Genomic DNA, 26,011 nt, shown 5'->3' with positions numbered 1-26,011 from the left:
CCGCCGGGCCGGGCTCCGGGCCAAAAGCCCCTCGCCGGGCTTCCGGCCTGCTGCTTCCTCCGGTACGGTCCGCGTGCGCGGGGCTACCGCCCGTGCCTTCCGCTGTGGGGTCGTGTCCGTTCACGGCCGCCGTTCCTTCCTCCCCTGCTCGCCGGTCACGACTTCGAGGGGTCCCACTCGACCGGCAGGTTCGGGGCCTTGGTTCCGCTGGGCGCCGCCTGCAGGGACTTCAGGGCGAACTCCATGACCCGCTTGAACACCGGGCCGCAGATCTGACCACCGAAATAACTGCCGCGGGTCGGGTTCTGGATCACGCAGGACACGGTCAGCCGCGGGTCGTCGGCGGGGGCGAATCCCATGAACGAGGCCGTGTAGCCGCTGTAGGTGCCCGTTTCCGGGTCCACCCGGTTGGCCGTGCCGGTCTTGCCCGCGACGCGGTACCCCGCGATGCGGGCCTTGGTGCCGGTGCCCTGCTCGTCGCCGACCACGGACTCCAGCATGGTGGTGAGCGTCTTGGCGGTCTTCGCGCTGACCACCCGGCTCCTCGGCGCCTGCGGGGACGGCACGAAGCGGCCGTCCGGGCCGGTCGTGCCGCGCACCAGGCTGGGCTCGACCCGTACACCGCCGTTGGCGATCGTCGAGTAGACCGAGGTGGCCTGCAGCGCGTTCAGCGACAGGCCCTGCCCGAAGGGGATGGTGTACTGCTGGGACGCGTTCCACTGGTCCGGCCTCGCCAGGATGCCGGGCGTCTCGCCGGGGAAACCGACCCCCGTGGGCCGCCCGATGCCGAATTTCCTCAGGTACGAGTAGAGGACGCGGTTGGCCTGCTTCTGGTTCTTGCCGAGTTGCTCGGCGGCCAGGATCGTGCCGATGTTGCTGGACTTGGCGAGCACCCCGTTCAGGGTCAGGTGCCAGGTGCCGTGGTCCACGTCGTCGTGGAAGACGCGGTCGGCGCGCGGCAGGGTGCCGGGCACCGTGACGTGGGTGTCCGGGGTGGCCACGCCCTCGTCGAGGACCGCGGCCATGGACATCAGCTTGCTGACGCTGCCGGGCTCGTACGCGTCCTGCAGCGCGGCGTTGCCGAGGGCGGTGGGGTCGGCCCGGGTCAGGTCGTTGGGGTCAAAGCCGGGGGCGTTGGCCATGGCCAGCACCTGCCCGGTGCGGGTGTCCTGGACGATCACGTAGCCGCGGTCGGCGTCGGACGCCCTCACCTGCTGGGTGATCGCCCGCTGGGCGGCCCACTGGATGTCCCGGTCCAGGGTCAGCTCCACGTCGGTGCCGGGCTCGGCGGCGCGCTCCTGCACGCTGGCCGTGGGCACCCGGCGGCCGCCGGACTGGGCGTAGGTGACGGTGCCGTCCTTGCCCGCCAGTGCCTTGTCGAGGCGGCTCTCCAGGCCGCCGCCGCCCGCGCCGGAGGCGTTCACCCAGCCGATCACGCCCGCCGCGAGGTCACTCGCGGGGTAGACGCGCTTGGCGTGCCGGAGCCGGAACACCCCGGCGAGGTAGTTGACGCCGTCGCCCTTCTCGGCCCGGTCGGCGAGCGCGCTCTGCAGGTCCTTGATCTGGTTCCAGACCTGCGGCGACTGCTGCCGGGCGATGATCTCGTTGCGGGACCCCGGGTAGTTGGCGAGCTGCCTGGCGATCTTCTTCTGGTCGCCGTCGACGATCGGCGCGAGCAGTTCGGCGGCGCGCGCCGGGGCGTCCTTGGCCTTCGCGTACTTGGGGGTGAAGAGCATCGGGTCGGCCGTGATGTCGTACGCGTCGACGGTGGTGGCCAGGTCGACCCCGCTGCGGTCGGTGATCGTCCCGCGCTCGGCGGCGAGGGTCACCTTGACGTTGCGGTTGACCTCGGCCTTGGCGGCGTAGGTCGCGGCGTCCACGGCCTGCACCTGGAAGAGCCGGATCACGAAGGTCAGCATCACCAGCGTCAGCGCGAAGCTGACCAGCCGCAGGCGCGGCCGCGGCCGGCCCAGCCGCAGCAGCGGCGCACCGGCCGGCGTGACCGGGCGCGGGGGCCTGCGCCGCGGCGGTACGGCCCCGCGGCCGGCCCGGTCCCGGGCGCCCCTGGCGTCGCGTCCGCCGGCCGCCGGCCTGCGGGCCCCGGGAGTGCGTCCGTGCGGCACGCCGGAGGTGCCGGCGCTGCCGGACGTGCCGGACGCGCCGGATCCCTCGCGGCGCGGGGTGGGCCTGCGGGCGCGCGGGTCGCGGCCCGGCTCGCGGGCGGTCCGGCCGCCGTCGTCACGCGGCCGCGCGCCGCGTGCGGCGGGCCGGCGTGCCCCCGCCTGCGGCCCGGGCGCGGTCCTGCGGCGGGGTTCGCCGGTCTCGCCGCCGCGTGCGGGCGCTCCGGCGTCGCCGTCGCGTCCCCGGGGCACCTGGCGGCGCCGGGGGGCGGCCCCGTCGCCGTCACCGCGGCCGCCACGGCCCCGGGCGTCGGGCCCCGGGCGGCCGGCGCCGTTCTCCCGGTCGGCCCGGTCACGCCGTTCGCCCCGCTCGCCGCGGTCGCCCCGCTCGCGCGGCGGCTCCCCGTCGCGGGTCACCACGCCCCGGCACCTTCCCGGCCGGCCGGACGGGCGGATCGGGGCGGGTGGAGGGCACGGGGCCCCGGAGCAGCGGTCACGGGGTCTCCTCGGGGCTCGTGCTGGGCTTGGCGGAGGCGGACGTCGTCGGGCCCAGGGAGGCGGCCGCGGAGCCGCTGGGCGCGACGGTGGCGGGCGCCGTGCTCGGGCTGGGGGCCGGCACGTACGGCGCGGCGCCGGGGCGGCCCAGGACGGTGCCGTCGGGGGCGAGGAAGGCCGGGTTGCCGCCGGGGACCATGCCCAGGTCGCGGGCCTGCTCGTCCAGCGCGTCCGGCGCCGAGTACTGGTCGACCTCCTGCTGCAGCGCCTGCTCCTCGTCGGTGTACTGGGTGGTCTTCTTCTGCAGCTCGCTGAGCTTGAAGGAGTCCCGGTTCACCGCCGAGTTGAGCAGCAGCAGGGTGATCAGGCCGCCGCCCAGCAGCAGCACGATCAGCAGGACGAAGGGCGAGCGCGCCGCCGAGGTGCGCCGCCTCACGCCAGGGCCTCGCGGATCCGCTGGGCGCCGCGCAGCCGCGCCGGGGCGGCCCGGCGGTTGGCGGCGATCTCGTCCTCCGTGGGCAGCTCGGCGCCGCGGGTGAGCAGCTTGAGCCGCGGCTGGTACTGCTCCGGCACCACGGGCAGCCCGGGCGGTGCCGTGATGGCCGCGCCGGCGGCGAGGACGCCCTTGACGAGGCGGTCCTCCAGGGAGTGGTAGGACAGCACGACGATCCGGCCGCCCACGGCGAGCGTGGCGACGGCCGCGGGGATGGCGCGCTCCAGCACCGTCAGCTCCCCGTTGACCTCGATCCGCAGCGCCTGGAAGGTGCGCTTGGCCGGGTTGCCTCCGGTCCGCTTGGCGGCCTGCGGCAGCGCCTCGCGGATCAGCTCGACCAGCCGGGCGCTGGTGGTGAAGGGCTCGCGTGCCCGCTCGCGGACGACCGCCTCCACGATCTTGCGGGCGAACTTCTCCTCGCCGTAGTCGCGCAGCACCCGCACCAGCTCGCCCGGCGGGTAGGTGTTGAGGACCTCGGCGGCGCTGATGCCCGCGGTCTGGTTCATGCGCATGTCCAGCGGCGCGTCCTGGGCGTAGGCGAAGCCGCGGTCGGCCTCGTCCAGCTGCATGGAGGAGACGCCCAGGTCGAACAGGACGCCCTGCACCTTGGGGACGCCGAGCCGCTCCAGCACCTCGGGGATCTCGTCGTAGACGGCGTGCACGAGGGTGGCCCGGTCGCCGTACGGGGCGAGCCGCTCACCGGCGAGCTTGAGCGCGGCGGGGTCGCGGTCGACGGCGACCAGCCGGACCTCGGGGAACCGCCGCAGCAGTGCCTCGCTGTGCCCGCCGAGGCCGAGGGTGGCGTCCACGACCACGGCGCCCGGCGCTTCGACGGCGGGCGCCAGCATGTCCAGGCAGCGGTCCAGCATGACCGGGACGTGGCGTGGCTCGGACGGGGTGGTGCTCATGAAGCCCTTCTCATCTGCTCGCGGGGACGTACCACTGGGTCCCCGCCCGCTCGTGGGCGGCCTTCTGGCACCGGGGAAGGAGTGCCAGCGGACCGGGGAGCGGGAGGAGGCCGAGCGTCACGTACTCGTACGTGAGCCATCAGGCTACGGGCGAGGTCACAGTAAGCCGGGAGGCACCTCCTGGGACAACGCCGAAAAGGCGTCTTCCTGACCCGCCAGATAGTCCTCCCAGGCCACCGCGTCCCACACCTCGACCCGGGTGTTGGCGCCGATCACCGCGCAGTCGCGGCGCAGTCCGGCGTAGTCGCGCAGGGGCTGCGGGAGGGTGACGCGGCCCTGCTTGTCGGGGACCTCGTCATGGGCGCCGGCGAAGAGCACGCGCATGTAGTCGCGGGCCGCCCTGGAGGTGAGGGGGGCGCTGCGCAGCTCCTCGGTGAGGGCGTGGAAGCCCTCGACCGGCCATACGTACAGACAGCGCTCCTGGCCCTTGGTGATGACCAGGCCGTCCGCGAACTGTTCGCGGAACTTCGCGGGGAGGACCAGCCGGCTCTTGTCGTCCAGCCGTGGCGCGTACGTCCCGAGGAACATCCGCACCTCCCGCACCAGGTTGGTCGACCCACTTCGCGCCACTTTACTCCACCGGCCCCCACGGTCAACGAGAAGCCTGCCCTGGCACGGGCGCCCTCGTGGGTGTCCGTGCCCGAATCACCCGCACGGGCGAGCGCGCGAGACGCCTGTGGGTTACCTCACAGTGCACCGGTTTGACCGAGATTTGCCGGACCCCACAGCAGGTCGGAAGAGACCGTGCCCTCTACGGTCGTGTCATGTCGATAAACGCGCATGAGTCCGCGGTTCCCGCCGGCACCGGCACGGCGTCCGTCACCGACCGGCTGGTCGAGGCGAACCGGCGCTACGCGGAGCAGTTCCGCGACCCCGGCATGGACGCCCGCCCCGTTCTGCAGGTGGCCGTGGTCGCCTGCATGGACGCCCGCCTCGACCTGCACAAGGCGCTGGGCCTGGAGCTCGGCGACTGCCACACCATCCGCAACGCCGGCGGCGTGGTCACCGACGACACCATCCGCTCGCTGACCATCAGCCAGCGCGCCCTGGGCACCCGCTCGGTCGTGCTGATCCACCACACCGGCTGCGGCCTGGAGTCGCTGACCGAGGAGTTCCGCACGGAGCTGGAGGAGGAGGTGGGCCAGCGTCCGACCTGGGCGGTGGAGTCCTTCCGTGACGTCGACCAGGATGTACGGCAGTCGATGCAGCGGGTCCGGACGTCCCCCTTCCTGACCCACACGGGCGATGTGCGGGGGTTTGTGTTCGACGTGCACACCGGCCTGCTGCGCGAAATCACAAACGAGTAACGGAAGCGGAGTGACGCGGAGCATAGTTGAAGGGGAGAATGCTTCGTGTAACGGGGAGGGCCGGTCCAGGGATGACCGTGTCCCTAGGAACGGGCCGAGGAGAACCGGGTGACGACCTATGACGCGCGAGCGAGCCTCAGCGATCTGACTGCCACGGCGGACCGCGTACGCCGGTCGGTGGAGAACGTGATCGAGGGCAAGCCCGAGGTCGTACGGACTGCGCTGACGGTGTTGCTCGCCGAGGGACATCTGCTCATCGAGGATGTCCCCGGCGTCGGCAAGACGATGCTTTCCAAGGCGCTGGCCCGGTCGATCGACTGCTCGGTCCGGCGCATCCAGTTCACGCCGGACCTGCTGCCGTCGGACATCACCGGGGTCAGCGTCTTCGACCAGCAGCGCCGCGACTTCGAGTTCAAGCCGGGCGCGATCTTCGCGCAGATCGTCGTCGGCGACGAGATCAACCGCGCGTCGCCCAAGACGCAGTCGGCGCTGCTGGAGTCGATGGAGGAGCGGCAGGTCACCATCGACGGCAGCACCTACCCGCTGCCGAGCCCCTTCATGGTCATCGCCACCCAGAACCCGGTGGAGATGGAGGGGACGTATCCCCTGCCCGAGGCGCAGCGGGACCGCTTCATGGCCCGGGTCTCCATCGGCTACCCCAGCATGGAGGCCGAGCTGGAGATGCTCGACGTGCACGCGGGCGTCAGCCCGCTGGACGACCTGCAGCCGGTCGCCCACGCGCACGAGATCGTCAAACTCGTCGACGCGGTACGGACGGTTCACGTGTCCCCGGCCGTGCGGCACTACGCGGTGAGCCTGGTCTCGGCCACCCGGGACCACCCGGACCTGAGACTCGGCGCCTCCCCACGCGCCACACTGCACCTGGTGCGCGCGGCCCGCGCCGCGGCGGCCCTGGACGGCCGGGACTACGTGCTCCCGGACGACGTCCAGACGCTGGCCGGCGCCGTGCTGGCGCACCGTCTGCTGCCGACCGCGCAGGCCCAGTTGAACCGGCGCACCCCGGAGCAGGTCGTCGCGGAGATCGTGCAGCGCACGCCGGTCCCCGACCCGTACGGCAGCCGGTGACCCGGACGACGGGCGGGGGCGCTGGAGGTGCCGCGTGACCGAGCGTGAAAGCGGCTTCCGGGCCGCCCTGGGCGGCCTCACCACGCGGGGCCGCTCGTTCCTCGCCGCGGGGATCGCGGCGGCCGTCTGCGCCTACGTCCTGGGGCAGCCGGACCTGCTGCGGGTCGGCCTGCTGCTGGCCGTGCTGCCACTGGTCTGCGTGGCCGTGCTCCACCGCACGCGCTACCGCGTCGCCGGCAGCCGCCGGCTGTCGCCCTCGCGCGTGCCGGCGATGTCCGAGGCGCGGGTGCACCTGCGGGTGGACAACGTGTCGCGGCTGCCCACCAGCCTGCTGATGCTCCAGGACCGGGTGCCGTACGTGCTGGGGCCCCGGCCCCGCTTCATCCTGGACCGGGTGGAGCCCGGCGGCCACCGCGAGGTGTCCTACCGGGTCCGTTCCGACCTGCGCGGGCGCTACCCGCTGGGGCCGCTGCAGCTGCGCCTGACCGACCCCTTCGGCATGTGCGAGCTGACCCGTTCCTTCAGCGCGTACGACACCCTGACCGTGGTGCCCCGCGTGGAGCCGCTGCCGCCGGTCAAGCTCAAGGGCGACTCCTCCGGCTACGGGGAGAGCCGCACCCGCGCGCTGACCCTGGCGGGCGAGGACGACGTGATCCCGCGCGGCTACCGCCACGGCGACGACCTGCGCCGGGTGCACTGGCGCTCGACCGCCAAGTACGGCGAGCTCATGGTGCGCCGCGAGGAGCAGCCGCACCGCGCCCGGTGCACGGTGCTGCTGGACACCCGGGCCGTGGCGTACTTCGGCGCCGGGCCGGACTCGGCCTTCGAGTGGGTGGTGTCCGGGGCGGCCTCGGTGGCGATGCACATGCTGGAGCGCGGCTACTCCGTACGGCTGCTCACCGACACCGGCAGCACGGTGCCCGGGAACGACGGCTTCGGCGGCACCGACTCCTCCGACGCGGCCGGCACCCTGCTGGACACCCTGGCCGTGGTCGACCACTCGGACGGCGCCGGGCTCTCCCGTGCACTGGACGTGCTGCGCACGGGCAGCGAGGGCCTGCTAGTGGCCTTCTTCGGGGACCTCGACGAGGAGCAGGCCGCGATGGCGGGGCGGATGAGGCAGCGGGCGGGGGCCGCCGTCGCCTTCGTCCTGGACAGCGCCGCTTGGGGGGCGCTGGACGAGGACGGGACGGGACGGCCCGAGGCGCCGCGGACGGGCACGGACGCGGACGCACCGGAGGACGGCTCGGCCCGGGCCGTGCGGATGCTGCACGAGGCGGGCTGGACGGTGCTCCCGGCCGCCGCCGGCGACGGGCTGCCCGACCTGTGGCAGCGCGCCGACCGGTACCGGTCGCGTGAGGAGGCGGGGACGCGATGATGAGCGGACGAGGACGGCTCGCGGTCTGCGCGGCGGCGGCGACGCTGATGACCGCCTGCTCGCTGCTGCCGCTGGCGACGCCGAACTCGTGGATCCTGCAGGCCGCCTTCCTGGTGGCGCTGCAGACCGGGGTGGGCGCGCTGGCCCGGCGGGTGCCGCTGGCCCGCCCGCTGACCGTGCTGGCGCAGGCGGTGGTCACGCTGCTCGTGCTCACCTTGATGTTCGCCGGGGAACAGGCCCTGCTCGGGTTCCTGCCGGGGCCCGCGGCGTACACCCAGTTCGGCAACCTGCTGACGTCCGCGATGCAGGACGTGACCCAGTTCGCCATCCCGGCGCCGGTCACCCCGGGCATCCGGCTGCTGCTGCTCGGCGGCGTGCTGCTGATCGGGCTGACCGTGGACGCGCTGGCGGTGACCTACGGCAGCGCGGCCCCGGCCGGGCTGCCGCTGCTGGCCCTGTACTCGATCGCGGCGGGGCTGGCCGGGAGCGACGGCACCCGCTGGCCGTACTTCCTGCTGGCCGCCGTCGGCTACCTGCTGCTCCTGCTGGCCGAGGGCCGGGACCGGATCTCGCGCTGGGGCCGGGTCTTCGGCGGCGTCGGGTCCGGGGCGCGCGCCGGGTACGGAGGACCGACCGGGGCGGTGGCCCCGGTGCGGACCGGGCGCCGCATAGGGGCGATGGCGCTCGGCGTCGCCCTGGTGGCGCCGGCGGCGCTGCCCTCGATGGGCGTGGGGCTGCTGCCGACGGGGGGCTCGGGCACGGGCAGCGGGCGCGGCGGCGGCACGATCTCCGCGGTCAACCCCGTGGTCGCGCTCCAGGACAACCTCAACCAGCCGGACGACCGCGTCGTGCTCCGGTACCGGACGAACGCCGTCTCCAACGCGGACATGTACCTGCGGATCGTGGCGCTCGACCACTTCACCGGTGACAAGTGGGAGCCCGCACAGCGCTCCCTCACCGGCGTGCCCAAGGTGCTGCCCAGCCCCCAGGGGCTCGGTCCCGACGTGAAGGCCACCGAGGTCACCACCTCGGTCGCGGCGGACAAGAGCTACGTCCAGATGTGGCTGCCGCTGCCGTACCCGGCCACACAGGTGCAGGTCGACGGGCGCTGGCGCTTCGAGCCCACGGGCCGCACCATCATCGGCGACCGGGGCCAGACCACCTCGGACACCCGTTACCAGGTCAGCAGCCTGGCGCTGGAGCCGACCGCGCAGCAGCTGGCGAGCGCGCCGCCTGCGGACGCCCGGCTGCGGGCCGAGTACACGAAGGTGCCGGACTCGCTGCCCGCGGTGGTGGCGCAGACGGCCCTGGAGGTCACCAAGGACGCCACCAACGACTACGAGCGGGCCCTCGCGCTGCAGCGGTGGTTCACCTCGGGCGCCTTCTCGTACGACACCTCGGTGCGCTCCGGCAGCGGCGTGCAGGCCATCACCCGCTTCCTGCGCAACAAGGAGGGGTTCTGCATCCACTTCGCCTTCACGATGGCGGCGATGGCGCGGACCCTGGGCATCCCCGCGCGGGTGGCGGTCGGCTTCACGCCCGGCACCTCGGAGTCGGACGGTGCGTACGCGGTGGGGCTGAAGGACGCGCACGCCTGGCCCGAGGTGTACTTCGAGGGCGTCGGCTGGACGCGGTTCGAGCCCACGCCGACCCGCGGCACCCTGCCGGGCTACACCCAGGAGGCGGCCACCTCCGACTCCGGGCCCGCTGCGCCCGACACCCCTGAGCAGTCCGCGGGGGCCGGGGCCAGCACCGGCCCGACCGTCTCCCCGTCCTGCCTGGGCAAGGACGCCCAGCTCGGCAACTGCGACCCCCTGGGGCAGGCCTCGGGCGTCGGCACGGAGGACGAGCGGCTGTGGCCGCGGATCGTCACATGGACGCTGCGCGTCCTCGCCTGGGCCGTGGTGCCGCTGGTGGTCCTGGTCCTGCTGCTGCCGCTGCTCTGGCGGCGCAGGCAGCGTTTCCAGCGGCTGCGCGGCGGCGGCCAGGACCCGGCGGCCCTGGCGGCGTGGCTGGAGCTCACCGGGCGCGCCCGGGGCACGGCGGGAGCCGACGGGCAGGGCGGGGCCCCGCAGGGCCTGACCGCCGGCGAGCTGGACGCCATGGGCGCCCGGGACGGTGCCCGGACCCTGGCGGCCTGGCTGGAGCTGATCGACACCGCCTGGGACTACGGTCTGCGGCCCGACGAGTCCGAGACCCCGCGCCGGGTCGCGGCGCGCCTCGTCCGCGACGGCGGCCTGGAAGGGCCCTCGGCGGAGGCGGCGCAGCGTCTGGCGACCGCGGTGGAGCAGGCCCTGTTCTCACCGCGACCGCCGACGAACACGGGCTCCGCGAAGGACGTCCAGCTGGTGCGGGAGGGGCTGCGCAGGAACGCGGACGTCATGACGCGGATCCGTGCCGTGCTGCTGCCGCGTTCCACGGTCCGGGTCGTCTGGCGGTCCGCGGAGCGCTGGTCGGCGGCCTCGGACCGCTTCTCGGCCCGGCTGCGCGGTGCGGGCGATGCCGTGATGCGACCGCTGCGGCAGCGCCGGAGCTCCTGAGGCCCCTGGCTGGGGGCCGGCCGGTCGGCCGGCCCCCAGGGGTCCGGTCCCCACGAGCGGCGCGCGGCGGTGTGCGGTGCCGCTTGTCGGCGGGCCGCCTGCCGCACTCCCGCCGGCCCACGCAAGGACGGCATGGCGAAGGGGGCGGGGTTCCGACCGGAACCCCGCCCCCTTCGTCTTGGTCTGTGTGTCAGTGGCCCTGTTCGTCGCGGCGCCGCTGCCAGCGCTCCTCGATGCGGTCCATCATCTTGCGCCGCGGCTGGTGGCGACGGCCCCGTCCGGCGGCACCCTGCGGGGAGTTCCCCGCGGGAGCGGGGGCCGCACCCGGTTTGGCGGCACGGCGCCAGCCGGTGACGGCGAGAACGGCACAGCCGAGCATCACGAGGAAGCCCACGACACTGATCCAGGGCTGCTGGGCGATCATGCCGCCCATCAACAGCCCGATGCCCACCAGGAAGCCCGCCACAGCCAGGTAGACGCGCCGCCTGGTGTAGGTGCGCAGCCCGCTTCCCTCAAGCGCCGACGCGAACTTGGGATCTTCGGCGTACAGCGCTCGCTCCATCTGCTCGAGCATGCGCTGCTCGTGCTCCGAGAGCGGCACGGAGTCCTCCTCCTCGTCGGTCGCGGGGGAGCGACCGGTACGACCCTTCCAGGATAGGCAGGGAATCGCCCCCGTGAAACCCGCCCCACTACGCCAATCCGACGGGGGGTGTTTTCCCCGTCGAACGCCACGTCATGCCAGCATAAGGCCCTGAACCGGGAATCGGGGGGCGTGTGACGGACTCCTCCCGGTGGGTGACCGGAAGAGGCAAGGGGAAGCGCCCCCCGTTCCGGCTCAGCCGCGCTCGGCCAGCACGTGCAACTGGGTCGCCACGGCGTGGAACGCGGGCTGCTCGGCGGCGGCCAGTTCCAGCCTCAGCAAAGCGTCCATCGCGCCCGGTTCGGTGTCCACCAGGACGCCGGGGACGAGGTCGGCGAAGACCCGGACGCCGTGCACCGATCCGACCCGCAGCCCGGCGTCGGCGACCAGCGCGGTCAGCTCGCCCACGGTGAAGCGGCGGGGCACCGGATCGCCCTCGCCCCAGCGGCCGTCGGGGTCGTCCAGGGTGTGCCGGGCCTCGCCGAAGTGACCGGCGAGCGCCCGGGCGAGCACGGCCCCGTGACGACTGGCGGCGAGCAGGCTGAGGGCGCCGGAGGCGCGCAGGGTGCCGGCGGCGTTGCGCACGCCCTCGGCGGGGTCGTCCACGTACTCCAGCACGCCGTGGCAGAGCACGACGTCGTGGCTGCCGGCCGGCACGACGTCGAGCAGGCCGTGGGCGTCGCCCTGCACCCCGCGGACACGTTCGGTGACGCCTGCCTCCGCCGCGCGGCGTTCGAGGGCGAAGAGCGCGTCGGGACTGGGGTCGACCACGGTCACCCGGTGACCCAGACTGGCCACGGGTACCGCGAAGTTGCCGGTGCCGCCACCGGTGTCGAGCACGTCGAGGACGTCCCGTCCGGCGGCCTTGGCCTGCCGGTCCAGCGCATCGCGCAGGACCTCCCAGACCACGGCGGTACGCAGGGCTGCGCGGGGCCGCAGCGGTTCGGCCCCTCCTGGACGGGACATGCGGACGGCTCCTCGCGGACGGACGGGGCAGGGGACCGGTCGGCCCAGCCTGGGACCCACTCTAGTGGGCCGCCGCCCGGCGGCCGATCAAGCGGGACGGCCGGTCTGCGGCCGGTCCAGCACGGGCTGCAGCACCAGCAGGCGCTCCACGAGCCGCAGGAACATCCCCGTCGCACGGACGAGGTCGTCGGCCTCCCGGGGGCTGACCGCGCCCTGGATGCCGGCCTCGGCGCGGGCCCGCTGACGGGCTCCCGCCTCGAACAGGGCGCTCCACTCGGCCAGTTCGGGCGCGACCTCGGGCAGTACCTCCCAGGCACTGCGTATCCGCCGCCGGCGCCGCCTGGTGGGTTCGGGGCGGCCGCGCACGGCGAGGACGGCGGCCGCGGTGCGCAGGGCGGCCAAGTGGGCGGTGGCGAAACGGTCGTTGGGGGTCTCCATGACGGCGGCCTCATCGAGCCCCCGCCGGGCCTGGACGAGCAGGTCGAGGGCGGCCGCGGGGGCGGTGGCCTTGCGCAGCACGGGGTGGACGTCGGCGGCACTGCCGCCGGCGACGGCGGCCCTGCGGGCTGGCACGGTCATCACGTTCCTCCTGTCTTCGCATGACGTGTCCGACAGTTCCTGACCTTCGCCACTCATCGTGAAGCACACCTCTGACAATCGCGCTGACCTGCACAAACGGTCGCGGTGGCCGGACAACGCCCCTGGATTCGCGGTCCGGTGGCGCCATGCGTTAGTGTTTTTGCACTGACCAGTCAGTACAAAGGAGAATGGGGGCGGGCGAGTGATCACCGCGGAGGGGTTCGGGCTCAGGGGGCCCCGGGGCCGGGTGTTCCGGGACGTCACCTTCACCGCGCCGGCGGGCGGCCTGGTCGCCGTCGAGGGTGCCTCCGGCTCGGGCCGCACCTGTCTGCTGCTGTCGCTGACCGGGCGCATGCGCGCCACGGAGGGCCGGGCCGAGGTGGCCGGGCTCACGTTGCCCAAACAGCTCGCCGCGGTCCGCCGCGTCGCGGCGCTCGGCCCCGTCACCGGGGTCGCGGAACTCGACCCGGCCCTCACCGTCGGCGAGCACCTTCGGGAACGCGTGCTGCTGCAGCGGCGGTTCGGCGGCTCGCTGCGCGAACTGGTGCGGCCCGGCGCGACGGACAGGGCGCGCGTCGACGAGGCGCTGACGGCGGCCGGGCTGGACCTGTCGACGCTGCCCAAGGCCGAGCGCACCGCCGCCCGGGACCTGGAGCGGCTCGAGGCCCTGCGTCTGGGCACCGCCCTCGCGCTGCTGGCCCGCCCCAAGGTGCTGGCGGTGGACGACGCCGACCACAAGCTGGCCCCGGCGGAACGCGAGGAGGCCTGGGCGATGCTGCGGGCCGTCGCCGCGGGCGGCACGACCGTGCTGGCGGTGTGCTCCCAGGCTCCGGAGGACGCCGTGGTGGTGCGCACCCGGCCGCCCGCCACGGAAACCGCCGCGGAAACCGACACGAAGACCGACGACGAGGAGGGGGCGGCCGATGCGCACGCCGAGGCTGGCAGCGCTTGAGCTGAGGAAGTTCGGCAGGGGGCGGCTGCCCCGCGCGGCCATGGTGTCGCTGCTGCTCCTGCCGCTGCTCTACGGCGCCCTGTACCTGTGGTCCTTCTGGGACCCCTACGGGCGGCTGGACAAGATCCCCGTCGCCCTGGTGAACGCCGACCAGGGCACCACCGTGAACGGGCAACGGCTCGCCGCGGGCGACTCCATCGTGGACGGCCTGCGGGAGAGCGACACCTTCGACTGGCGCGAGACCAGTGCCGCCGAGGCGGCCAGGGGCGTCGAGGACGGCACGTACTACCTGTCGCTGACCATCCCGGGGGACTTCAGCGCGCGCGTCGCATCGAGTTCCGGCGACCACCCGCGTACCGGCGCGCTCCAGGTGCGCACCAACGACGCGAACAACTACGTCGTGGGGCAGATCTCCCGCACGGTCTTCTCCGAAGTGCGGTCCGCCGCCTCCACCAAGGCGTCGAGGGACTTCTACGACCGGATCTTCGTGGCCTTCTCCGACCTCCACGACGAGACCGTCAGGGCCGCCGACGGCGCGGACGACGTCACCAAGGGCGCGGGCTCGGCCCGGACCGGCTCCAAGAGGCTCGGTGACGGCATATCCACCGCCGAGGACGGCGCGCGCCGACTGGCCGGCGGCCTGCACACGGCGAAGAAGGGCAGCAGTTCGCTGGCCGGCGGGCTGGGAGCGCTCGACAGCGGCGCCGGTCAGGTCGCCTCGGGGACCCAGGCACTGGCCGACAAGGTCAACGGCGCCTCGGACGAACTGACCTTCGTCAAGCAGCACGTCAAGGAGATCAACGCGGTGGCCCGGGTCGTCGCCCGCGGCTCGCAGGCCGCCCGTGACGGCATCGGCGACCTGCCGCGGCAGTCGGCGCGGGCGGCCCGCGACGCCGAGGCGGCCGCCGCCGGGATCCACGACGCCTACGCCGAGCAGTGCCCGCTGGGCGCCGTCACCCCCCAGTGCCGGACGCTGAAGAAGGCCGTCGACGCCGCCGACGAGGTGGCAGGCGTCGCCGCCCGTCTCGACGCCTACGTGCAGGGGCACTCCGCCGCCCTCGACGACCTCCGCGACGACCTCGGCACGCTGCACTCGGCGGCCGTGGCGCTGTCGGACCCGGCGCTCGCCACGAAGCTGCAGAACGCCGTCGACGGTGTCAACCGGCTCAACGCGGGCGCCCACAAGGTGGCGAAGGGGCTGCGGACGGCGTCGGACGGCGCGGGCGCCCTCGACGCCGGGCTCCGGGACCTGGCCTCGGGAGCCGACACCCTGGCGGGCGGGATGTACCGGCTGTCGGACGGCAGCAACCAGCTGACGACCGGTCTGACCCGGCTCACCGACGGCAGCGGTCAGCTCGCCGACGGCCTGCACGACGGCGCGTCCCGGATCCCGGACTACGACGGCGCGGAGCGCGCCGACCGCACCGAGGTGATGGCCGACCCGGTCCGGCTCGCCGCGCAGTCGCTGCACAAGGCGCCCAACTACGGGACGGGCTTCGCCCCCTACTTCATCCCGCTGTCCCTGTGGGTCGGCGCGATGGTCGCCTACATGCTGCTGACGCCGCTCAGCAGGCGCGCCATGGCCGCGGGCGCCCCCGCCTGGCGGATCGCGGTGGCCGGTTGGCTGCCGGTGCTCGCCATAGGGGTGCTGCAGACACTGGCCCTGATGGCGGTGCTGCACTGGGCGATCGGCCTGCAGATGGTGCGGTCGGCCGGGACGGTCGGCTTCCTCGTGCTGGTGACCGCCTGCTTCGCCGCCATCGTGCAGTGGCTCAACGCCCGCTTCGGGCCGGCGGGACGCGTGCTGGTGCTGGCGCTGCTCATGCTGCAGCTGACCTCGGCGGGCGGCACCTACCCGGTGCAGACCAGCCCCGGCTTCTTCAACGCGATCCACCCCTTCCTGCCGATGACCTACGTCGTCGAGGGGCTGCGCCACCTCATCACGGGCGGCGGGCTCTGGCCGGTGTGGCGGGCGGTCCTGGTGCTGCTCGCCTTCACCGCGGGCGCGCTGGCGCTGACCGCGGTGGCGGCCCGCCGCAAGCAGGTGTGGACGCTGGACCGGTTGCATCCGGAGCTGTCCCTGTGAGGCCGCACGGAACCGGGCGCCCGGACCGTAGACAATCGTCGTCATGAACAGTGCACGACGGCAGGCCACCCGGCAGAAGCTCTTCCAGGCCGCGGTCACGCTCATCGCCGAGCAGGGCTTCTCCGCCACCACGGTCGACGAGATCGCCGAGCGCGCCGGGGTGGCCAAGGGCACCGTCTACTACAACTTCGCCAGCAAGAACGAGCTCTTCGAGGAACTGCTGCGGCACGGCGTCGGCCTGCTGACGGCCTCCCTGCGGGAGGCGGGGGCGGGCGTCACGGCCCGCGGCGGCAGCCACGTGGACGCGATCGACGCGATGATCCGGGCCGGCCTCGCCTTCATCGCCGAGTACCCGTCCTTCACGCAGCTGTACGTGGCAGAGCTGTGGCGGACCAACCGCGCCTGGCAGGACACGCTCATGGTGCTGCGCAAGGAGGCGGTCGCGGTCGTCGAGCAGACGCTGCACGACGCGGTGACGGCGGGCGAACTCAGCGACGAGATCGACGTGCCGCTCACGGCGGCCGCTCTCTTCGGGATGGTGCTCGTCGCGGCGCTGGACTGGCTGTCCTTCCAGCCCGAGCGGTCGATCGACGACGTGCACGCGGCCCTGTCGCGGCTCCTGCAGGGACGGGTCGCGGGGCACGCCCGCACCTGAGCGCGGCACGACGGCGCGCCGTCCCGGCGCGGCCCGATCCCCCGTCGGGCCGTTCCAGGACGGCGCTCCGCCGTGCACCCCCGCTCCGGCCGGGCGCCGCGCCGTTCCGCCGCCCCGTGTCGGCGGTGCCGGTGCCGTGCCCTTCCGTTGCCTCCACCTTGGCGTCCGGGCCGCCCCGCGCTCATCCGTGCGGGTACTCAAGTGGGGGTCTGAGTACAGGTACTCATGACCGGGTCGTATCGCTCAAAGGCCGCGGTGGTTTTCCAGGGCTTCGGTAGCATCACGGCCCATGTCGGTACTTCCGCTCGTGTTCACCAGCGGCTGGGCGAGCGGGATCAACGCCTACGCCGTGGTCTTCCTGCTGGGCCTGATGGGCGCCACGGGCGTCAGCGACCAGGTGCCGCCCGCCCTGGAGCGAACCGACGTGCTGATCGCCGCGGGGATCCTGTTCCTCTGCGAGGCGGTCGCGGACAAGATCCCCTACGTCGACACCACGTGGGACGCCGTGCACACCGCGATCCGGCCGGTCGCCGGGGGCGTGGTTGCGGCCCTGCTGGCCGGGCAGGACGGCTCGCTGCCGCAGCTCGCCGCGGGCGCGGTCGGCGGGACGACGGCGCTGGTGAGCCATCTGGTGAAAGCCGGGCTCCGCTTGGGCGTCAACACCTCGCCGGAGCCCGTGAGCAACATCGTGATCAGCCTCGCGGAGGACGTCGGCGTCGCCGCGATCATCGTCTTCGCGCTCTTCCACCCGGTGGCCGCGGCCTGCATCGCGGCCGTGCTGCTCGTGCTGGGCGTCATCACGGTGATCTTCATACTGTCGCGGATCCGCCGTGCCTGGCAGCGCTGGAAGGCCCGCAGGGAACGCCGCAAGGCCGGTCGCGGCGTTGTCGGTGGCTGGGGTTAGAGTCCCGTTCATGGCACGGATTGCGGTGATCGGCGCGGGGATGGGCGCCATGGCTGCCGCCGCCCGGCTCGCCACCGGCGGGCACCGGGTGGCGGTGTACGAGCGGGCCGGCACCCACGGGGGCGGGGTGCGGCGACTGGAGCGCGCGGGTTTCGGGTTCGACACCGGCCCGGGCCTGCTGCACCTGCCCGCCGTCTACCGCGACCTGTTCGTCAAGACCGGCAGGGAGAGCCTGGAGGACAGCGTCGCGCTGCGCCAGGTCGATCCGGCGAGCCGCCACGTCTTCTCCGACGGCGCGTCCGTGTCGCTGCCCAACGCGTCCCGCGGCGGGGTCGTCGCGGCCCTGGACGCGGCGCTCGGCACCGGCGCGGGCGAGCGCTGGAGCGAGCTGCTGGTGCGGGCCCGGGAGGTGTGGGACGCCACGCGCCGCCCCCTGCTGGAGGACGCGCTCGCCGGCGACCCGGCCGCGCTCGGCCGCGATCCGTATCCGGCGCCTCCCGTGCGACGGGGGCTGTTCCGGCGCGGCGCGCCCACCCTGGCCGACGTCGGCCGGCGCGAACTGGACGATCCTCGGCTCGCCGCGCTGCTCGGCTCCTACGCCCTGGCGTACGGCTTCGACCCGCGCACCGCGCCCGGCAGCGCCACCGTGCTGCCGTACCTGGAGCAGACCTTCGGCAGTTGGTACGTACGCGGCGGCATGCGGGCGCTGGCCGACGCCGTGCACGCCCGGTGCGTGGCGCGGAGGGTGGAGTTCCATTTCGGGGCCGGGGTCGCGGGGATCGTGGAGAAGGACGGCCGCGCGGCCGGTCTCGAACTCGCCGACGGCACAAGGGTGGAGGCCGACACGGTCGTCGCCGGTGTCGCCCCGTGGCTGCTGCCCCCGCTGCTGGCGCACGGCGCCCGGGGCGTCCGGGGCGCCGACCGCGTGTGGGACGGCATCGGTCCCGGCCCCCGCTGCGAGGGCCCCGGGCGCCTCACGGTCTGTCTGGCGCTGCGCGGGGCCCGGCCCTCGGACGCCGTGCACCGTACGGTCGTCCACACCGCCGACCTGGAGGCCGAGGCGGCCGCACTGTCGCGGGGCGAGCTGTACGACCGCCCGACGGTCACGGTGCTGCGCCCCGACGACGACACCTTGCGGCCCGACGACGCCTCGGAGTCGGTCACGTTGAGCGTCACGGTCCCGCCCCACGGCCCGTCGGGGGTGGACTGGCGGGCGCCGGGTCCGGCCGAGCGCGTCGCGGACGCGGCGCAGGAGGCCGCGGCCGCGGTCCTGCCCGATCTGACGGACCGCCTGCTGTGGCGGGCGGTGCACACGCCCGCCGACACCGAGGAGGAGACGGGCACCCCGGGCGGCCGGCTCCCCCGCCCCGCCCTGGCCGGCGCGGACGGGGCGCATCTGCACCCCGGCAACCGGCTCCTCGTCCCCGGTCTGTATCTGGTGGGCGGCTGGTCCCACCCCGGTGGCGGCCTCGCCCACACCGGCATGTCCGGTGCCATCGCCGCCGACCTCATAGCGGGCGGTCCCGGCGGCAGCCGCTGAGACACGCGTCCCGCGCCCGGACAGCGGTGGCGCCCCCTACCGCCTCTGCTGCGAGATCGTCGCGCAGACCGAGTCGCCGGGTTCCGTGCCGGAGGGCGCGGACCTGGCCTCCCCGCTGCCCCCCGTTGCTGCGGCACCTCGGGGGCGAGAAGGCTGCCGTCGCGGTGCGCGGCCCGCTGCTCGGACTTCTGCTCCTCGTCCACCGGCGGCGGACCGTCGCCGCCGAGGACGTGGAGGTCCTCGGCGACGCCGGGCTGCTGGACTTCCGGCTGGAGCGGGTCGGCTTCGGCTGACGGGTCCGCGGCCCGCGGTCGCTAGTTGTAGCGGTAGGGGTCGTACGGGTCGTACTGGCCCTGCTGCTGCCCCTGCTGCTGGCCCTGCTGGTCGTAGGTGTTCTGCTGCTGCGGGACGTAGGGCTGCTGCTCCCCGCCCTGCTGCGGCACCCACACGCCGCCCGCCGGGGTCTCGTAGCCGTACTGCTGCTGGGTGCCCTGCCCCTGCCCCTGACCCTGGCCCTGCCCCTGGTACGGGTCCTGGTAGCCGCCCGCGTAGGTGCCGTAGGCCGCCGTCTGCTGCTGCTCCCAGCCGCCGGTCTGCTGCTGCTGTCCGTACGCGTCGTACGAGGCGGCGGCGGGCTGCTGTTGCTGCTGGCCGCCGTTCCAGTCGCCGTAGCCGGTGGTGGCGGCGTAGTCCTGGTAACCGGCGCCCGCGTACGGGTCCTGGGCGTAGTTCGGCTGCCCGTTGTACATCGGGTACTCGCCGCTGTCCTCGTGCAGGGGCATGGGCTGATAGACCTGCGTGGAGTCCATCCCGGCGGGTGCCGCCGCGGCCGGGCCGGCGGCGGCGTAGCTGTCGTAGGACTGCCCGACGCCCGCACCGGCCGGAGTGTCGCCCGCGGGCTCCTCGTACGGCGTCGTCAGGCCGTCGTCCGGCAGTTCGTCACGCTGCGCGCCCCGGCCGCGGCGGCCGGCGGCACGGCGTGGCAGCGGCGGCGCCTCCTCGTCTTCCTCGTCGTCGGCGCCCTCCTTGGGGGACCGCAGCGCCCATCCCTCGACGAAGCCGCGGCGGTAGGAGAGCGTGACGAAGGTCTGGCCCGCGCCGAAGGCGACGGCACCGACCACGATGACGAGGACCGAGGGCAGGTAGACGCCCAGGACGACACCAAGGAACCCCGCGAAGGCCAGCAGACGCCATCTCAGCCGCGCCTTGTACTGCAGGAGCACTTCACCGAGCAGCCACAGCGCGACCACCCCGAAGGCGATGTAGAGCACTGTGTAGGCCATGAGCGCACTTCCTCACCGTTCACCGTCGTCGGCCCACTGGGGCGGCGGGTCCGCCCTCACGACCTCTGGTGCAGTCCCAGATTCTCGTAGATTTCCAACGACGCCGTGGAGTGATTAAGGGTAATGAAGTGCAGCCCCGGGATGTCCTCGGCCATCAGCCGCCGGCACATCTCGGTCGCGTACTCGACCCCGATCGCCCGCACCGCGGCCGGATCGTCCTTGACCGCGAGGATACGGTCCGCGAGCTCCTGCGGGAAAGGCGCGTTGCCGAGCTGGGCGAAGCGCTCGATCTGCTTCACGTTCGTGACCGGCATGATCTCGGGGATGATCGGGGTCTCGCAGCCCACCTTCCCGACGCGGTCACGCAGGCGCAGGTAGTCCTCGGCGTTGAAGAACATCTGGGTGATGGCGTAGTCCGCGCCGGCCCGGCACTTCTCGACGAAGTGACGCGTATCACTTTCCCAGTCGGTCGAACGGGGGTGCATCTCGGTGAAGGCGGCGACACCCACGCAGAAGTCGCCCGACTCCTTGATGAGCCGGACCAGTTCGTAGGCGTAGTCGACGCCCTCCGGGTGCCGCAGCCACTCCCCCATGGGGTCGCCGGGCGGGTCGCCGCGCAGCGCGAGCATGTTGCGGATGCCCGCGTCCGCGTACTGGCCGATGATGTTGCGCAGCTCGGCGACGGAGTGGTCGACCGCGGTCAGGTGCGCCACCGGGGTCAGGGTGGTGTCGGAGGCGATCCGCTCGGTCGCCCGGACCGTGCCTTCGCGGGACTTGCCGCCCGCGCCGTAGGTGACGGAGACGAAGGTGGGGCCCACCGCCTCGATGCGGCGGATCGCGTTCCACAGGGTCCGCTCGCCCTTCTCGGTCCTCGGCGCCATGAACTCGAAGGAGTACGAGCGCTCGCCGGAGGCCAGCAGCTCACGGATGGTGACCGCGTGATCGGTCCTGGTGGAGGCGGTTCCGAGGGCCATGCGCCTCAGGCTATCGGCGAGTACTGGGCCGTCCCAACAGACGACGCCCAAATGTCCACTCCTTGGACATCCCGCACTCGCGGCGCGAGACGGCCGCGCACGGCGCCCGCCCCCTGCGGGCCACCGCTCCGCCGTCGCCCGGCCCTCGCTCAGTCCTCGTAGGAGCGCACCCGCTTGGCCAGCTCGGCCGCCGCGGCACCCGGGTCGGCCGCCTCGGTGACGGCCCGTACGACCACGATCCGGCGGGCCCCGGCGTCGAGCACCTGCTCCACGTTGGAAAGGTCGATCCCGCCGATGGCGAACCACGGCCGGTCCGTGCCCAGGTCCGCCGCGTACCGGACCAGGTCGAGGCCCGGCGCGGCCCGGCCGGGCTTGGTCGGGGTGGGCCACACCGGCCCGGTGCAGAAGTAGTCCGCACCGGGCTCCACGGCGGCCGCGGTCGCCTCGGCCTCGGAATGGCAGGACCGCCCGATGATCACCTCGTCGCCGAGAAGCGCGCGGGCGGCCGGCACGGGCAGGTCGCCCTGGCCCAGATGCAGGACGTCCGCCCCGGCGGCGTGCGCCACGTCGGCGCGGTCGTTCACCGCGAGCAGCCTGCCGTGCCGTCCGCACTCCTCCGAGAGGGCCGCGAGGTACTCCAGCTCCTCGCGGGCCTCCAGGCTCTTGTCGCGCAGCTGGACGACGTCGACCCCGGAGGCCAGCACGGCGTCCGCGAACGCCGCGAACTCCTCCAGGCCGCCGTGGCGCTTGCGCGCGTCGGTGCACAGGTAGAGCCGGGCGTCGGCGAGCTGGGCGCGGATGCCCGTACTGGTGCTCGTGCTCGTGCTCGTGCTCGTACGCGTGCTCATACGGGCGGGTCCCCCTCGGGTGGCTGCGGCGGTGGCGGGTCGTTCGGTCAGACGGCGAGTGCCTGGGCGCGGCGCTTCACCTCGGTGCCGCGGTTGTCGCGCAGGGCCTGGACGGGGGTGCCGGGCAGGCTCTCGTCCGGGGTGAACAGCCACTCCAGGGTCTCTTCGTCGCTGAACCCGTCGTCCTTGAGCAGGGTGAGGGTACCCGCGAGGCCCTTCACGATCTTCTCCTCGCCGATGAAGTCGGCGGGGATCATCAGCACCCGGTTCTCACCGCGGCGCACGGCGATGAGCTGGCCCTCCTTGATGAGCTGGCGGACCCGGGTCACCTCCACGCCGAGGCGCTCGGCGACATCGGGGACGTACAGCCAGGAGGGGACGAGGGAGTCAATCTTTGCGTCGATCTCGGTCACAGGACAAGCGTGCCATCCCGGACCGACACCATGGAACCGCTCAGGCCACCCGTTGCTCCGTCCTGACGGGTCCGCTACGCCTCCGACACCACCACGGGCGTCAGAGGACCGCCGCCCGGAGCTGCACCGCCGGGTCGGCGGCCAGGGCGTCGTCGAGGTGGACGCCGCGGGCGATGAGTTTGCGGGCCTGCGCCAGGTCGCGGGGCCGGCCGACGGCGAACAGCGCGACCAGCTGGCCGTCGCGCAGCCACAGCACCGACCAGGCGGGCCCGTCCGGGTCCCCGCGCAGCAGCATGCGGTCGGAGTCCACGTGGTACCCGGCGTACTGCACGAAACGCCCGAACTGCTCCGACCAGAAGTAGGGGACGGGGTCGTAGGGCTCGTCGCCGCCCAGGATGTTCGCGGCGGCCGTGCGCGGCCCCTGCACGGCGTTGTCCCAGTGGTGGATCAGCAGCCGCTCCCCGTACCGCGCCGACGGGAAGGAGGCGCAGTCCCCCACGGCGTACACGTCCGGCACCGAGGTGCGCAGCCGGTCGTCGGCGAGGACCGAGCGGTCCGGCCCCAGCTCGACGCCGGAGCCGGCCAGCCACCCGGTGGCGGGCCGGGCGCCGATCCCGATGACGACCGCCTCTGCGGCGAGCACGCTGCCGTCGGCCAGGCGCACCGCGCCCGGCTCGACGGAGGAGACGACCGCGCCGGTGCGCAGCTCCACGCCCTCCTCCGCGTACCAGCCGCGCATCCGTTCGGCGATGTGCTCGGGCAGCACCCCGGCGAGCGGGTGGTCGGCGGCCTCGACGACGGTCACCTCGCACCCGGCGTGACGTGCCGCGGTGGCGAACTCGGCGCCGATCCAGCCCGCGCCGACCACCACGACCCGGTGCCGGTTCTCCAGCACCGGGCGCAGCGCGGTGGCGTCGTCCAGGGTGCGCAGCACGTGCACGCCCGGCGTGCCCTCGCTGCCCGGCAGCATGACCGGCTCGGCGCCGCTGGCCAGGACGAGCTTGTCGTAGCCGACCGGGCCGGCGTCGGTGTGGACCTGCCGCTCCCCGGGACGCAGGGCGCTCGCGTGCCGCCCGAGCAGCAGTTCGACGTCGATCCCGGCGAAGTCGACGTCCAGCGCCGGGCCCTCCTCGGCGCCGAAGAGCACGCCCTTGGACAGCGGCGGCCGGTCGTAGGGGGCGTGCGGCTCCGCGCCGATCAGCGTGATCGTCCCGCCCCAGCCCTGCTCGCGCAGGGACACGGCGGTCTGCACTCCGGCCATCCCGGCCCCGACGACGACGACGCGCTGCTCGCTGCTGCTGGTCACGTGATCACCGTAACGCCGCGGGGGCGCCGCCCGCCGGTACCGGTGCCCTACTCGCCGCGGATGGCGCGTACTAAGGTGGTTCGGGAGCACTCGCGGGAGCCCGGCGCACCGGGCTGAGAGGGCGGCTGGAGCGGCCGCCGACCGTACGAACCTGATCCGGGTCATGCCGGCGAAGGGAGGAGCGGGAACATCATGCACCGTCATGACGTCGTCGTGGTCGGCGGCGGGATCATCGGACTGGTCACCGCGTGGCGGGCCCGCGGGCGTGGCCTGCGCACGGCGGTCGCCGACCCCGAACCGGGCGGCGGGGCCGCCCGGGTGGCCGCGGGGATGCTGGCGCCGGTCACGGAGGTGCAGTACGGCGAGCAGCCGCTGCTGGAGCTCAACCTCGCGGCGGCGCGCCGCTATCCGTCCTTCGTGGCCGAGCTGGAGGAGACGACGGGGCTCGACCTCGGCTACCGCACGTGCGGCACCCTCGCCGTCGCCCTCGACGCCGACGACCGGGCGCAGCTGCGCGAACTTCACTCCTTCCAGGAGTCCTTGGGCCTGGCGTCGCAGTGGCTCAGCGGCCGCGAGTGCCGCCGCCTGGAGCCGATGCTCGCCCCCGGCGTGCACGGCGGGCTGCGGGTCGACGGCGACCACCAGATCGACCCGAGGCGGCTGGCCGCGGCGCTGGTGCGCGCCTGCGAGCTGTCCGGGGTGGAGTTCCGGCGGTCGCGGGTGGCGCGGGTGGACGTCACGGGCGACCGCGCCCACGGGGTGGTCCTGGAGGACGGCACCCGGATCGCCGCCGGGCAGGTGGTGCTCGCCGCCGGGAGCCTCAGCGGCCGGGTCGGGGGGCTGCCCGCACGGGCGCTGCCGCCCGTACGGCCGGTGAAGGGGCAGGTGCTGCGGCTGCGGGTGCCGGCGGCCTACGCGCCGTTCCTGTCGCGGACGGTACGGGCCGTGGTGCGCGGCGGTCACGTCTACCTGGTGCCGCGCGAGAACGGCGAGCTGGTCGTCGGCGCCACCAGCGAGGAGATGGGCTGGGACACCACCGTCACCGCCGGCGGGGTGTACGAACTGCTCCGCGACGCCCATGAATTGCTCCCCGGCATCACCGAACTCCCGCTGACCGAGACGCAGGCGGGCCTGCGCCCCGGCACGCCCGACAACGCCCCGGTGCTCGGCCGCGGCGCGCTGGACGGACTGGTGCTGGCCACCGGCCACCACCGCAACGGCGTGCTGCTGACCCCGCTGACCGGCGACGTGATGGCCGAGGTCCTCACCGGGTCGGAGGTCCCCGCGCAGGCCCGGCCCTTCTCCCCCGACCGCTTCGCCCTCCAGGAGCAGCACGCATGACCGCGCCCCTCCTTCTGTCCGTCTCCGTCAACGGCGAGGCGCGGGAGGTCGCCGAGGGCGTCACCCTCGACCGCCTCGTCGCGACCCTGACGGTCGCCCCGTCCGGAGTGGCGGCCGCGCTCAACGAGACGGTCGTCCCCCGCGCCCAGTGGCCGGCGACCCCGCTCCGCGACGGCGACCGCGTCGAGGTCCTCACCGCAGTCCAGGGAGGCTGACCCCCATGGCCGACGACCCGCTGACCATCGGCGGCACCGCCTTCGGATCCCGGCTGATCATGGGCACGGGCGGAGCGCCCAGCCTGGAGGTCATGGAGCAGGCGCTGCTGGCCTCCGGCACCGAGCTGACCACGGTCGCCATGCGGCGGCTGGACCCCACGGTCAAGGGGTCCGTGCTGTCCGTGCTCGCCCGGCACGGCATCCGCGTGCTGCCGAACACCGCCGGGTGCTACACCGCGGGCGAGGCCGTCCTCACCGCCCGCCTGGCGCGTGAGGCGCTGGGCACGGACTGGGTGAAGCTGGAGGTCATCGCCGACGAGCGCACCCTGCTGCCCGACCCGGTGGAACTGCTGGACGCGGCGGAGACCCTCGTGGACGACGGCTTCACCGTGCTGCCGTACACCAACGACGACCCGGTGCTCGCCCGGAAGCTGGAGGACGTTGGCTGCGCGGCGATCATGCCGCTGGGCTCACCCATCGGATCGGGGCTCGGCATCCGCAACCCGCACAACTTCGAGTTGATCGTCGAGCGGGCGACGGTGCCGGTGATCCTGGACGCGGGTGCCGGGACGGCCTCGGACGCGGCCCTGGCGATGGAGCTGGGCTGCGCGGCCGTCATGCTGGCCTCCGCCGTCACCCGGGCGAGGGAACCGGTGCTCATGGCCGAGGCCATGCGGCACGCCGTCGACGCCGGGCGCCTGGCGTACCGGGCGGGCCGCATCCCCCGCCGCCACCTCGCGAACGCGTCCTCCCCGGCTGTGGGACTCGCCACGTTCGACCCCGAACGCCCCGCCTTCGGCGCCTCCTGACCGTGGCCCGCGCACCCGGCCGCGACCTGCGGGGGTCCGCGCCGGACCGGGGCCGCGCCCGACCCATGGCACATCGCAGCGCGGGTCACGGGGCGGTCGCGGTACCGCACGGG

The 26,011-nt window shown here is 74.0% G+C and carries 25 protein-coding genes and 1 riboswitch; of the genes, 13 read left to right on the top strand and 12 right to left on the bottom strand.

Annotated elements, in window-relative coordinates; genetic code table 11:
- Positions 1-155: 155 nt before the first annotated feature.
- The 4 genes from ACFV3E_RS01670 to mraZ all read right to left on the bottom strand — a co-directional run bounded on the left by ACFV3E_RS01670 (position 156) and on the right by mraZ (position 4,646).
- Complete coding sequence (locus ACFV3E_RS01670; protein WP_500532884.1) at positions 156-2,540, bottom strand: peptidoglycan D,D-transpeptidase FtsI family protein; 2,385 nt, start codon at positions 2,538-2,540, stop codon at positions 156-158.
- Between the two features lie 73 nt (positions 2,541-2,613).
- On the bottom strand, positions 2,614-3,051 hold the full coding sequence (gene ftsL / locus ACFV3E_RS01665; protein ID WP_500532883.1) for a cell division protein FtsL: 438 nt from the start codon (positions 3,049-3,051) through the stop codon (positions 2,614-2,616).
- The gene (gene rsmH / locus ACFV3E_RS01660; protein WP_500329850.1) at positions 3,048-4,016 is read right to left on the bottom strand and encodes a 16S rRNA (cytosine(1402)-N(4))-methyltransferase RsmH; all 969 of its coding nucleotides are present in this window, start codon (positions 4,014-4,016) and stop codon (positions 3,048-3,050) included. Before rsmH ends, ftsL begins: the two co-directional genes overlap by 4 nt.
- A 156-nt stretch (positions 4,017-4,172) precedes the next feature.
- Complete coding sequence (gene mraZ, locus ACFV3E_RS01655; RefSeq protein ID WP_500532882.1) at positions 4,173-4,646, bottom strand: division/cell wall cluster transcriptional repressor MraZ; 474 nt, start codon at positions 4,644-4,646, stop codon at positions 4,173-4,175.
- 194 nt (positions 4,647-4,840) lie between these two features.
- Here mraZ and ACFV3E_RS01650 point away from each other — a divergent pair, with 194 nt between their 5' ends.
- From ACFV3E_RS01650 to ACFV3E_RS01635, 4 genes are all read left to right on the top strand, one after another.
- The gene (locus tag ACFV3E_RS01650) at positions 4,841-5,383 is read left to right on the top strand and encodes a beta-class carbonic anhydrase (protein WP_499511367.1); all 543 of its coding nucleotides are present in this window, start codon (positions 4,841-4,843) and stop codon (positions 5,381-5,383) included.
- A 108-nt stretch (positions 5,384-5,491) separates the two neighbouring features.
- On the top strand, positions 5,492-6,469 hold the full coding sequence (locus tag ACFV3E_RS01645) for an AAA family ATPase (RefSeq protein ID WP_499511368.1): 978 nt from the start codon (positions 5,492-5,494) through the stop codon (positions 6,467-6,469).
- A 34-nt stretch (positions 6,470-6,503) separates the two neighbouring features.
- Positions 6,504-7,847 (top strand): DUF58 domain-containing protein, encoded by a 1,344-nt coding sequence (locus tag ACFV3E_RS01640; RefSeq protein ID WP_500532881.1) that lies wholly within the window; start codon positions 6,504-6,506, stop codon positions 7,845-7,847.
- Positions 7,847-10,387 (top strand): transglutaminase TgpA family protein, encoded by a 2,541-nt coding sequence (locus tag ACFV3E_RS01635; protein WP_500532990.1) that lies wholly within the window; start codon positions 7,847-7,849, stop codon positions 10,385-10,387. The genes ACFV3E_RS01640 and ACFV3E_RS01635 overlap by 1 nt, the downstream gene beginning before the upstream one ends.
- 190 nt (positions 10,388-10,577) lie before the next feature.
- On the opposite strand, the gene ACFV3E_RS01630 is transcribed toward ACFV3E_RS01635, so the two are convergent.
- The 3 genes from ACFV3E_RS01630 to ACFV3E_RS01620 form a co-directional block, all read right to left on the bottom strand.
- Positions 10,578-10,988 carry an SCO2097 family morphological protein gene (locus ACFV3E_RS01630; RefSeq protein ID WP_500532880.1) on the bottom strand — a complete coding sequence of 137 codons (411 nt, stop codon included), beginning with the start codon at positions 10,986-10,988 and terminating at the stop codon, positions 10,578-10,580.
- Positions 10,989-11,222: 234 nt separating this feature from the next.
- Positions 11,223-11,993 (bottom strand): methyltransferase, encoded by a 771-nt coding sequence (locus ACFV3E_RS01625; protein WP_500532879.1) that lies wholly within the window; start codon positions 11,991-11,993, stop codon positions 11,223-11,225.
- Between the two features lie 87 nt (positions 11,994-12,080).
- The gene (locus ACFV3E_RS01620; RefSeq protein ID WP_500532878.1) at positions 12,081-12,572 is read right to left on the bottom strand and encodes an SAV_6107 family HEPN domain-containing protein; all 492 of its coding nucleotides are present in this window, start codon (positions 12,570-12,572) and stop codon (positions 12,081-12,083) included.
- Between the two features lie 202 nt (positions 12,573-12,774).
- On the opposite strand from ACFV3E_RS01620, the gene ACFV3E_RS01615 reads away from it, so the two are divergent.
- The 6 genes from ACFV3E_RS01615 (at position 12,775) to ACFV3E_RS01590 (ending at position 19,002) form a co-directional block, all read left to right on the top strand.
- On the top strand, positions 12,775-13,524 hold the full coding sequence (locus ACFV3E_RS01615; RefSeq protein ID WP_500532877.1) for an ATP-binding cassette domain-containing protein: 750 nt from the start codon (positions 12,775-12,777) through the stop codon (positions 13,522-13,524).
- Positions 13,496-15,610 (top strand): YhgE/Pip family protein, encoded by a 2,115-nt coding sequence (locus ACFV3E_RS01610; RefSeq protein ID WP_500532876.1) that lies wholly within the window; start codon positions 13,496-13,498, stop codon positions 15,608-15,610. Before ACFV3E_RS01615 ends, ACFV3E_RS01610 begins: the two co-directional genes overlap by 29 nt.
- A gap of 43 nt (positions 15,611-15,653) precedes the next feature.
- Entirely contained in the window at positions 15,654-16,265 is a 612-nt protein-coding gene (locus ACFV3E_RS01605; RefSeq protein ID WP_500370079.1) for a TetR/AcrR family transcriptional regulator, read from the top strand.
- Positions 16,266-16,554: 289 nt separating this feature from the next.
- Positions 16,555-17,169: a DUF4126 domain-containing protein gene (locus ACFV3E_RS01600; protein WP_500532875.1), complete on the top strand. Its 615-nt coding sequence runs from the start codon at positions 16,555-16,557 to the stop codon at positions 17,167-17,169.
- 10 nt (positions 17,170-17,179) lie between these two features.
- The gene (locus ACFV3E_RS01595) at positions 17,180-18,709 is read left to right on the top strand and encodes a phytoene desaturase family protein (RefSeq protein WP_500532874.1); all 1,530 of its coding nucleotides are present in this window, start codon (positions 17,180-17,182) and stop codon (positions 18,707-18,709) included.
- 125 nt (positions 18,710-18,834) lie between these two features.
- Complete coding sequence (locus ACFV3E_RS01590) at positions 18,835-19,002, top strand: hypothetical protein (protein ID WP_500532873.1); 168 nt, start codon at positions 18,835-18,837, stop codon at positions 19,000-19,002.
- 21 nt (positions 19,003-19,023) lie between these two features.
- Here ACFV3E_RS01590 and ACFV3E_RS01585 read toward each other — a convergent pair whose 3' ends face one another.
- The 5 genes from ACFV3E_RS01585 to ACFV3E_RS01565 form a co-directional block, all read right to left on the bottom strand.
- On the bottom strand, positions 19,024-19,992 hold the full coding sequence (locus ACFV3E_RS01585) for a hypothetical protein (RefSeq protein ID WP_500532872.1): 969 nt from the start codon (positions 19,990-19,992) through the stop codon (positions 19,024-19,026).
- A 56-nt stretch (positions 19,993-20,048) separates the two neighbouring features.
- Positions 20,049-20,966 carry a methylenetetrahydrofolate reductase [NAD(P)H] gene (metF, locus tag ACFV3E_RS01580; protein WP_500532871.1) on the bottom strand — a complete coding sequence of 306 codons (918 nt, stop codon included), beginning with the start codon at positions 20,964-20,966 and terminating at the stop codon, positions 20,049-20,051.
- Between the two features lie 149 nt (positions 20,967-21,115).
- On the bottom strand, positions 21,116-21,814 hold the full coding sequence (thiE, locus tag ACFV3E_RS01575) for a thiamine phosphate synthase (protein ID WP_500532870.1): 699 nt from the start codon (positions 21,812-21,814) through the stop codon (positions 21,116-21,118).
- A 47-nt stretch (positions 21,815-21,861) separates the two neighbouring features.
- Positions 21,862-22,227: an Rv2175c family DNA-binding protein gene (locus ACFV3E_RS01570; protein ID WP_499511381.1), complete on the bottom strand. Its 366-nt coding sequence runs from the start codon at positions 22,225-22,227 to the stop codon at positions 21,862-21,864.
- A gap of 100 nt (positions 22,228-22,327) precedes the next feature.
- Positions 22,328-23,488, bottom strand: coding sequence for an NAD(P)/FAD-dependent oxidoreductase (locus tag ACFV3E_RS01565; RefSeq protein ID WP_500532989.1), 1,161 nt, complete (start codon positions 23,486-23,488; stop codon positions 22,328-22,330).
- A 127-nt stretch (positions 23,489-23,615) separates the two neighbouring features.
- Positions 23,616-23,729: riboswitch (TPP riboswitch) on the top strand.
- On the opposite strand from ACFV3E_RS01565, the gene thiO reads away from it, so the two are divergent.
- From thiO to ACFV3E_RS01550, 3 genes are all read left to right on the top strand, one after another.
- Positions 23,726-24,874 carry a glycine oxidase ThiO gene (thiO, locus tag ACFV3E_RS01560; RefSeq protein ID WP_500532869.1) on the top strand — a complete coding sequence of 383 codons (1,149 nt, stop codon included), beginning with the start codon at positions 23,726-23,728 and terminating at the stop codon, positions 24,872-24,874. Its footprint overlaps the riboswitch before it by 4 nt.
- Positions 24,871-25,089: a sulfur carrier protein ThiS gene (thiS, locus tag ACFV3E_RS01555; RefSeq protein ID WP_500329873.1), complete on the top strand. Its 219-nt coding sequence runs from the start codon at positions 24,871-24,873 to the stop codon at positions 25,087-25,089. The genes thiO and thiS overlap by 4 nt, the downstream gene beginning before the upstream one ends.
- 5 nt (positions 25,090-25,094) lie before the next feature.
- A complete protein-coding gene (locus tag ACFV3E_RS01550; protein ID WP_500532868.1) occupies positions 25,095-25,898 on the top strand; it encodes a thiazole synthase in 804 nt (267 codons plus the stop codon).
- Positions 25,899-26,011: the final 113 nt, after the last annotated feature.

This window comes from Streptomyces sp. NPDC059718 (assembly GCF_042733315.1).
In the GTDB taxonomy this organism is placed as follows: Bacteria; Actinomycetota; Actinomycetes; order Streptomycetales; family Streptomycetaceae; genus Actinacidiphila.
Note: the sequence above shows the minus strand (reverse complement) of the source record. Positions and strands in the feature narration are given on the sequence as shown.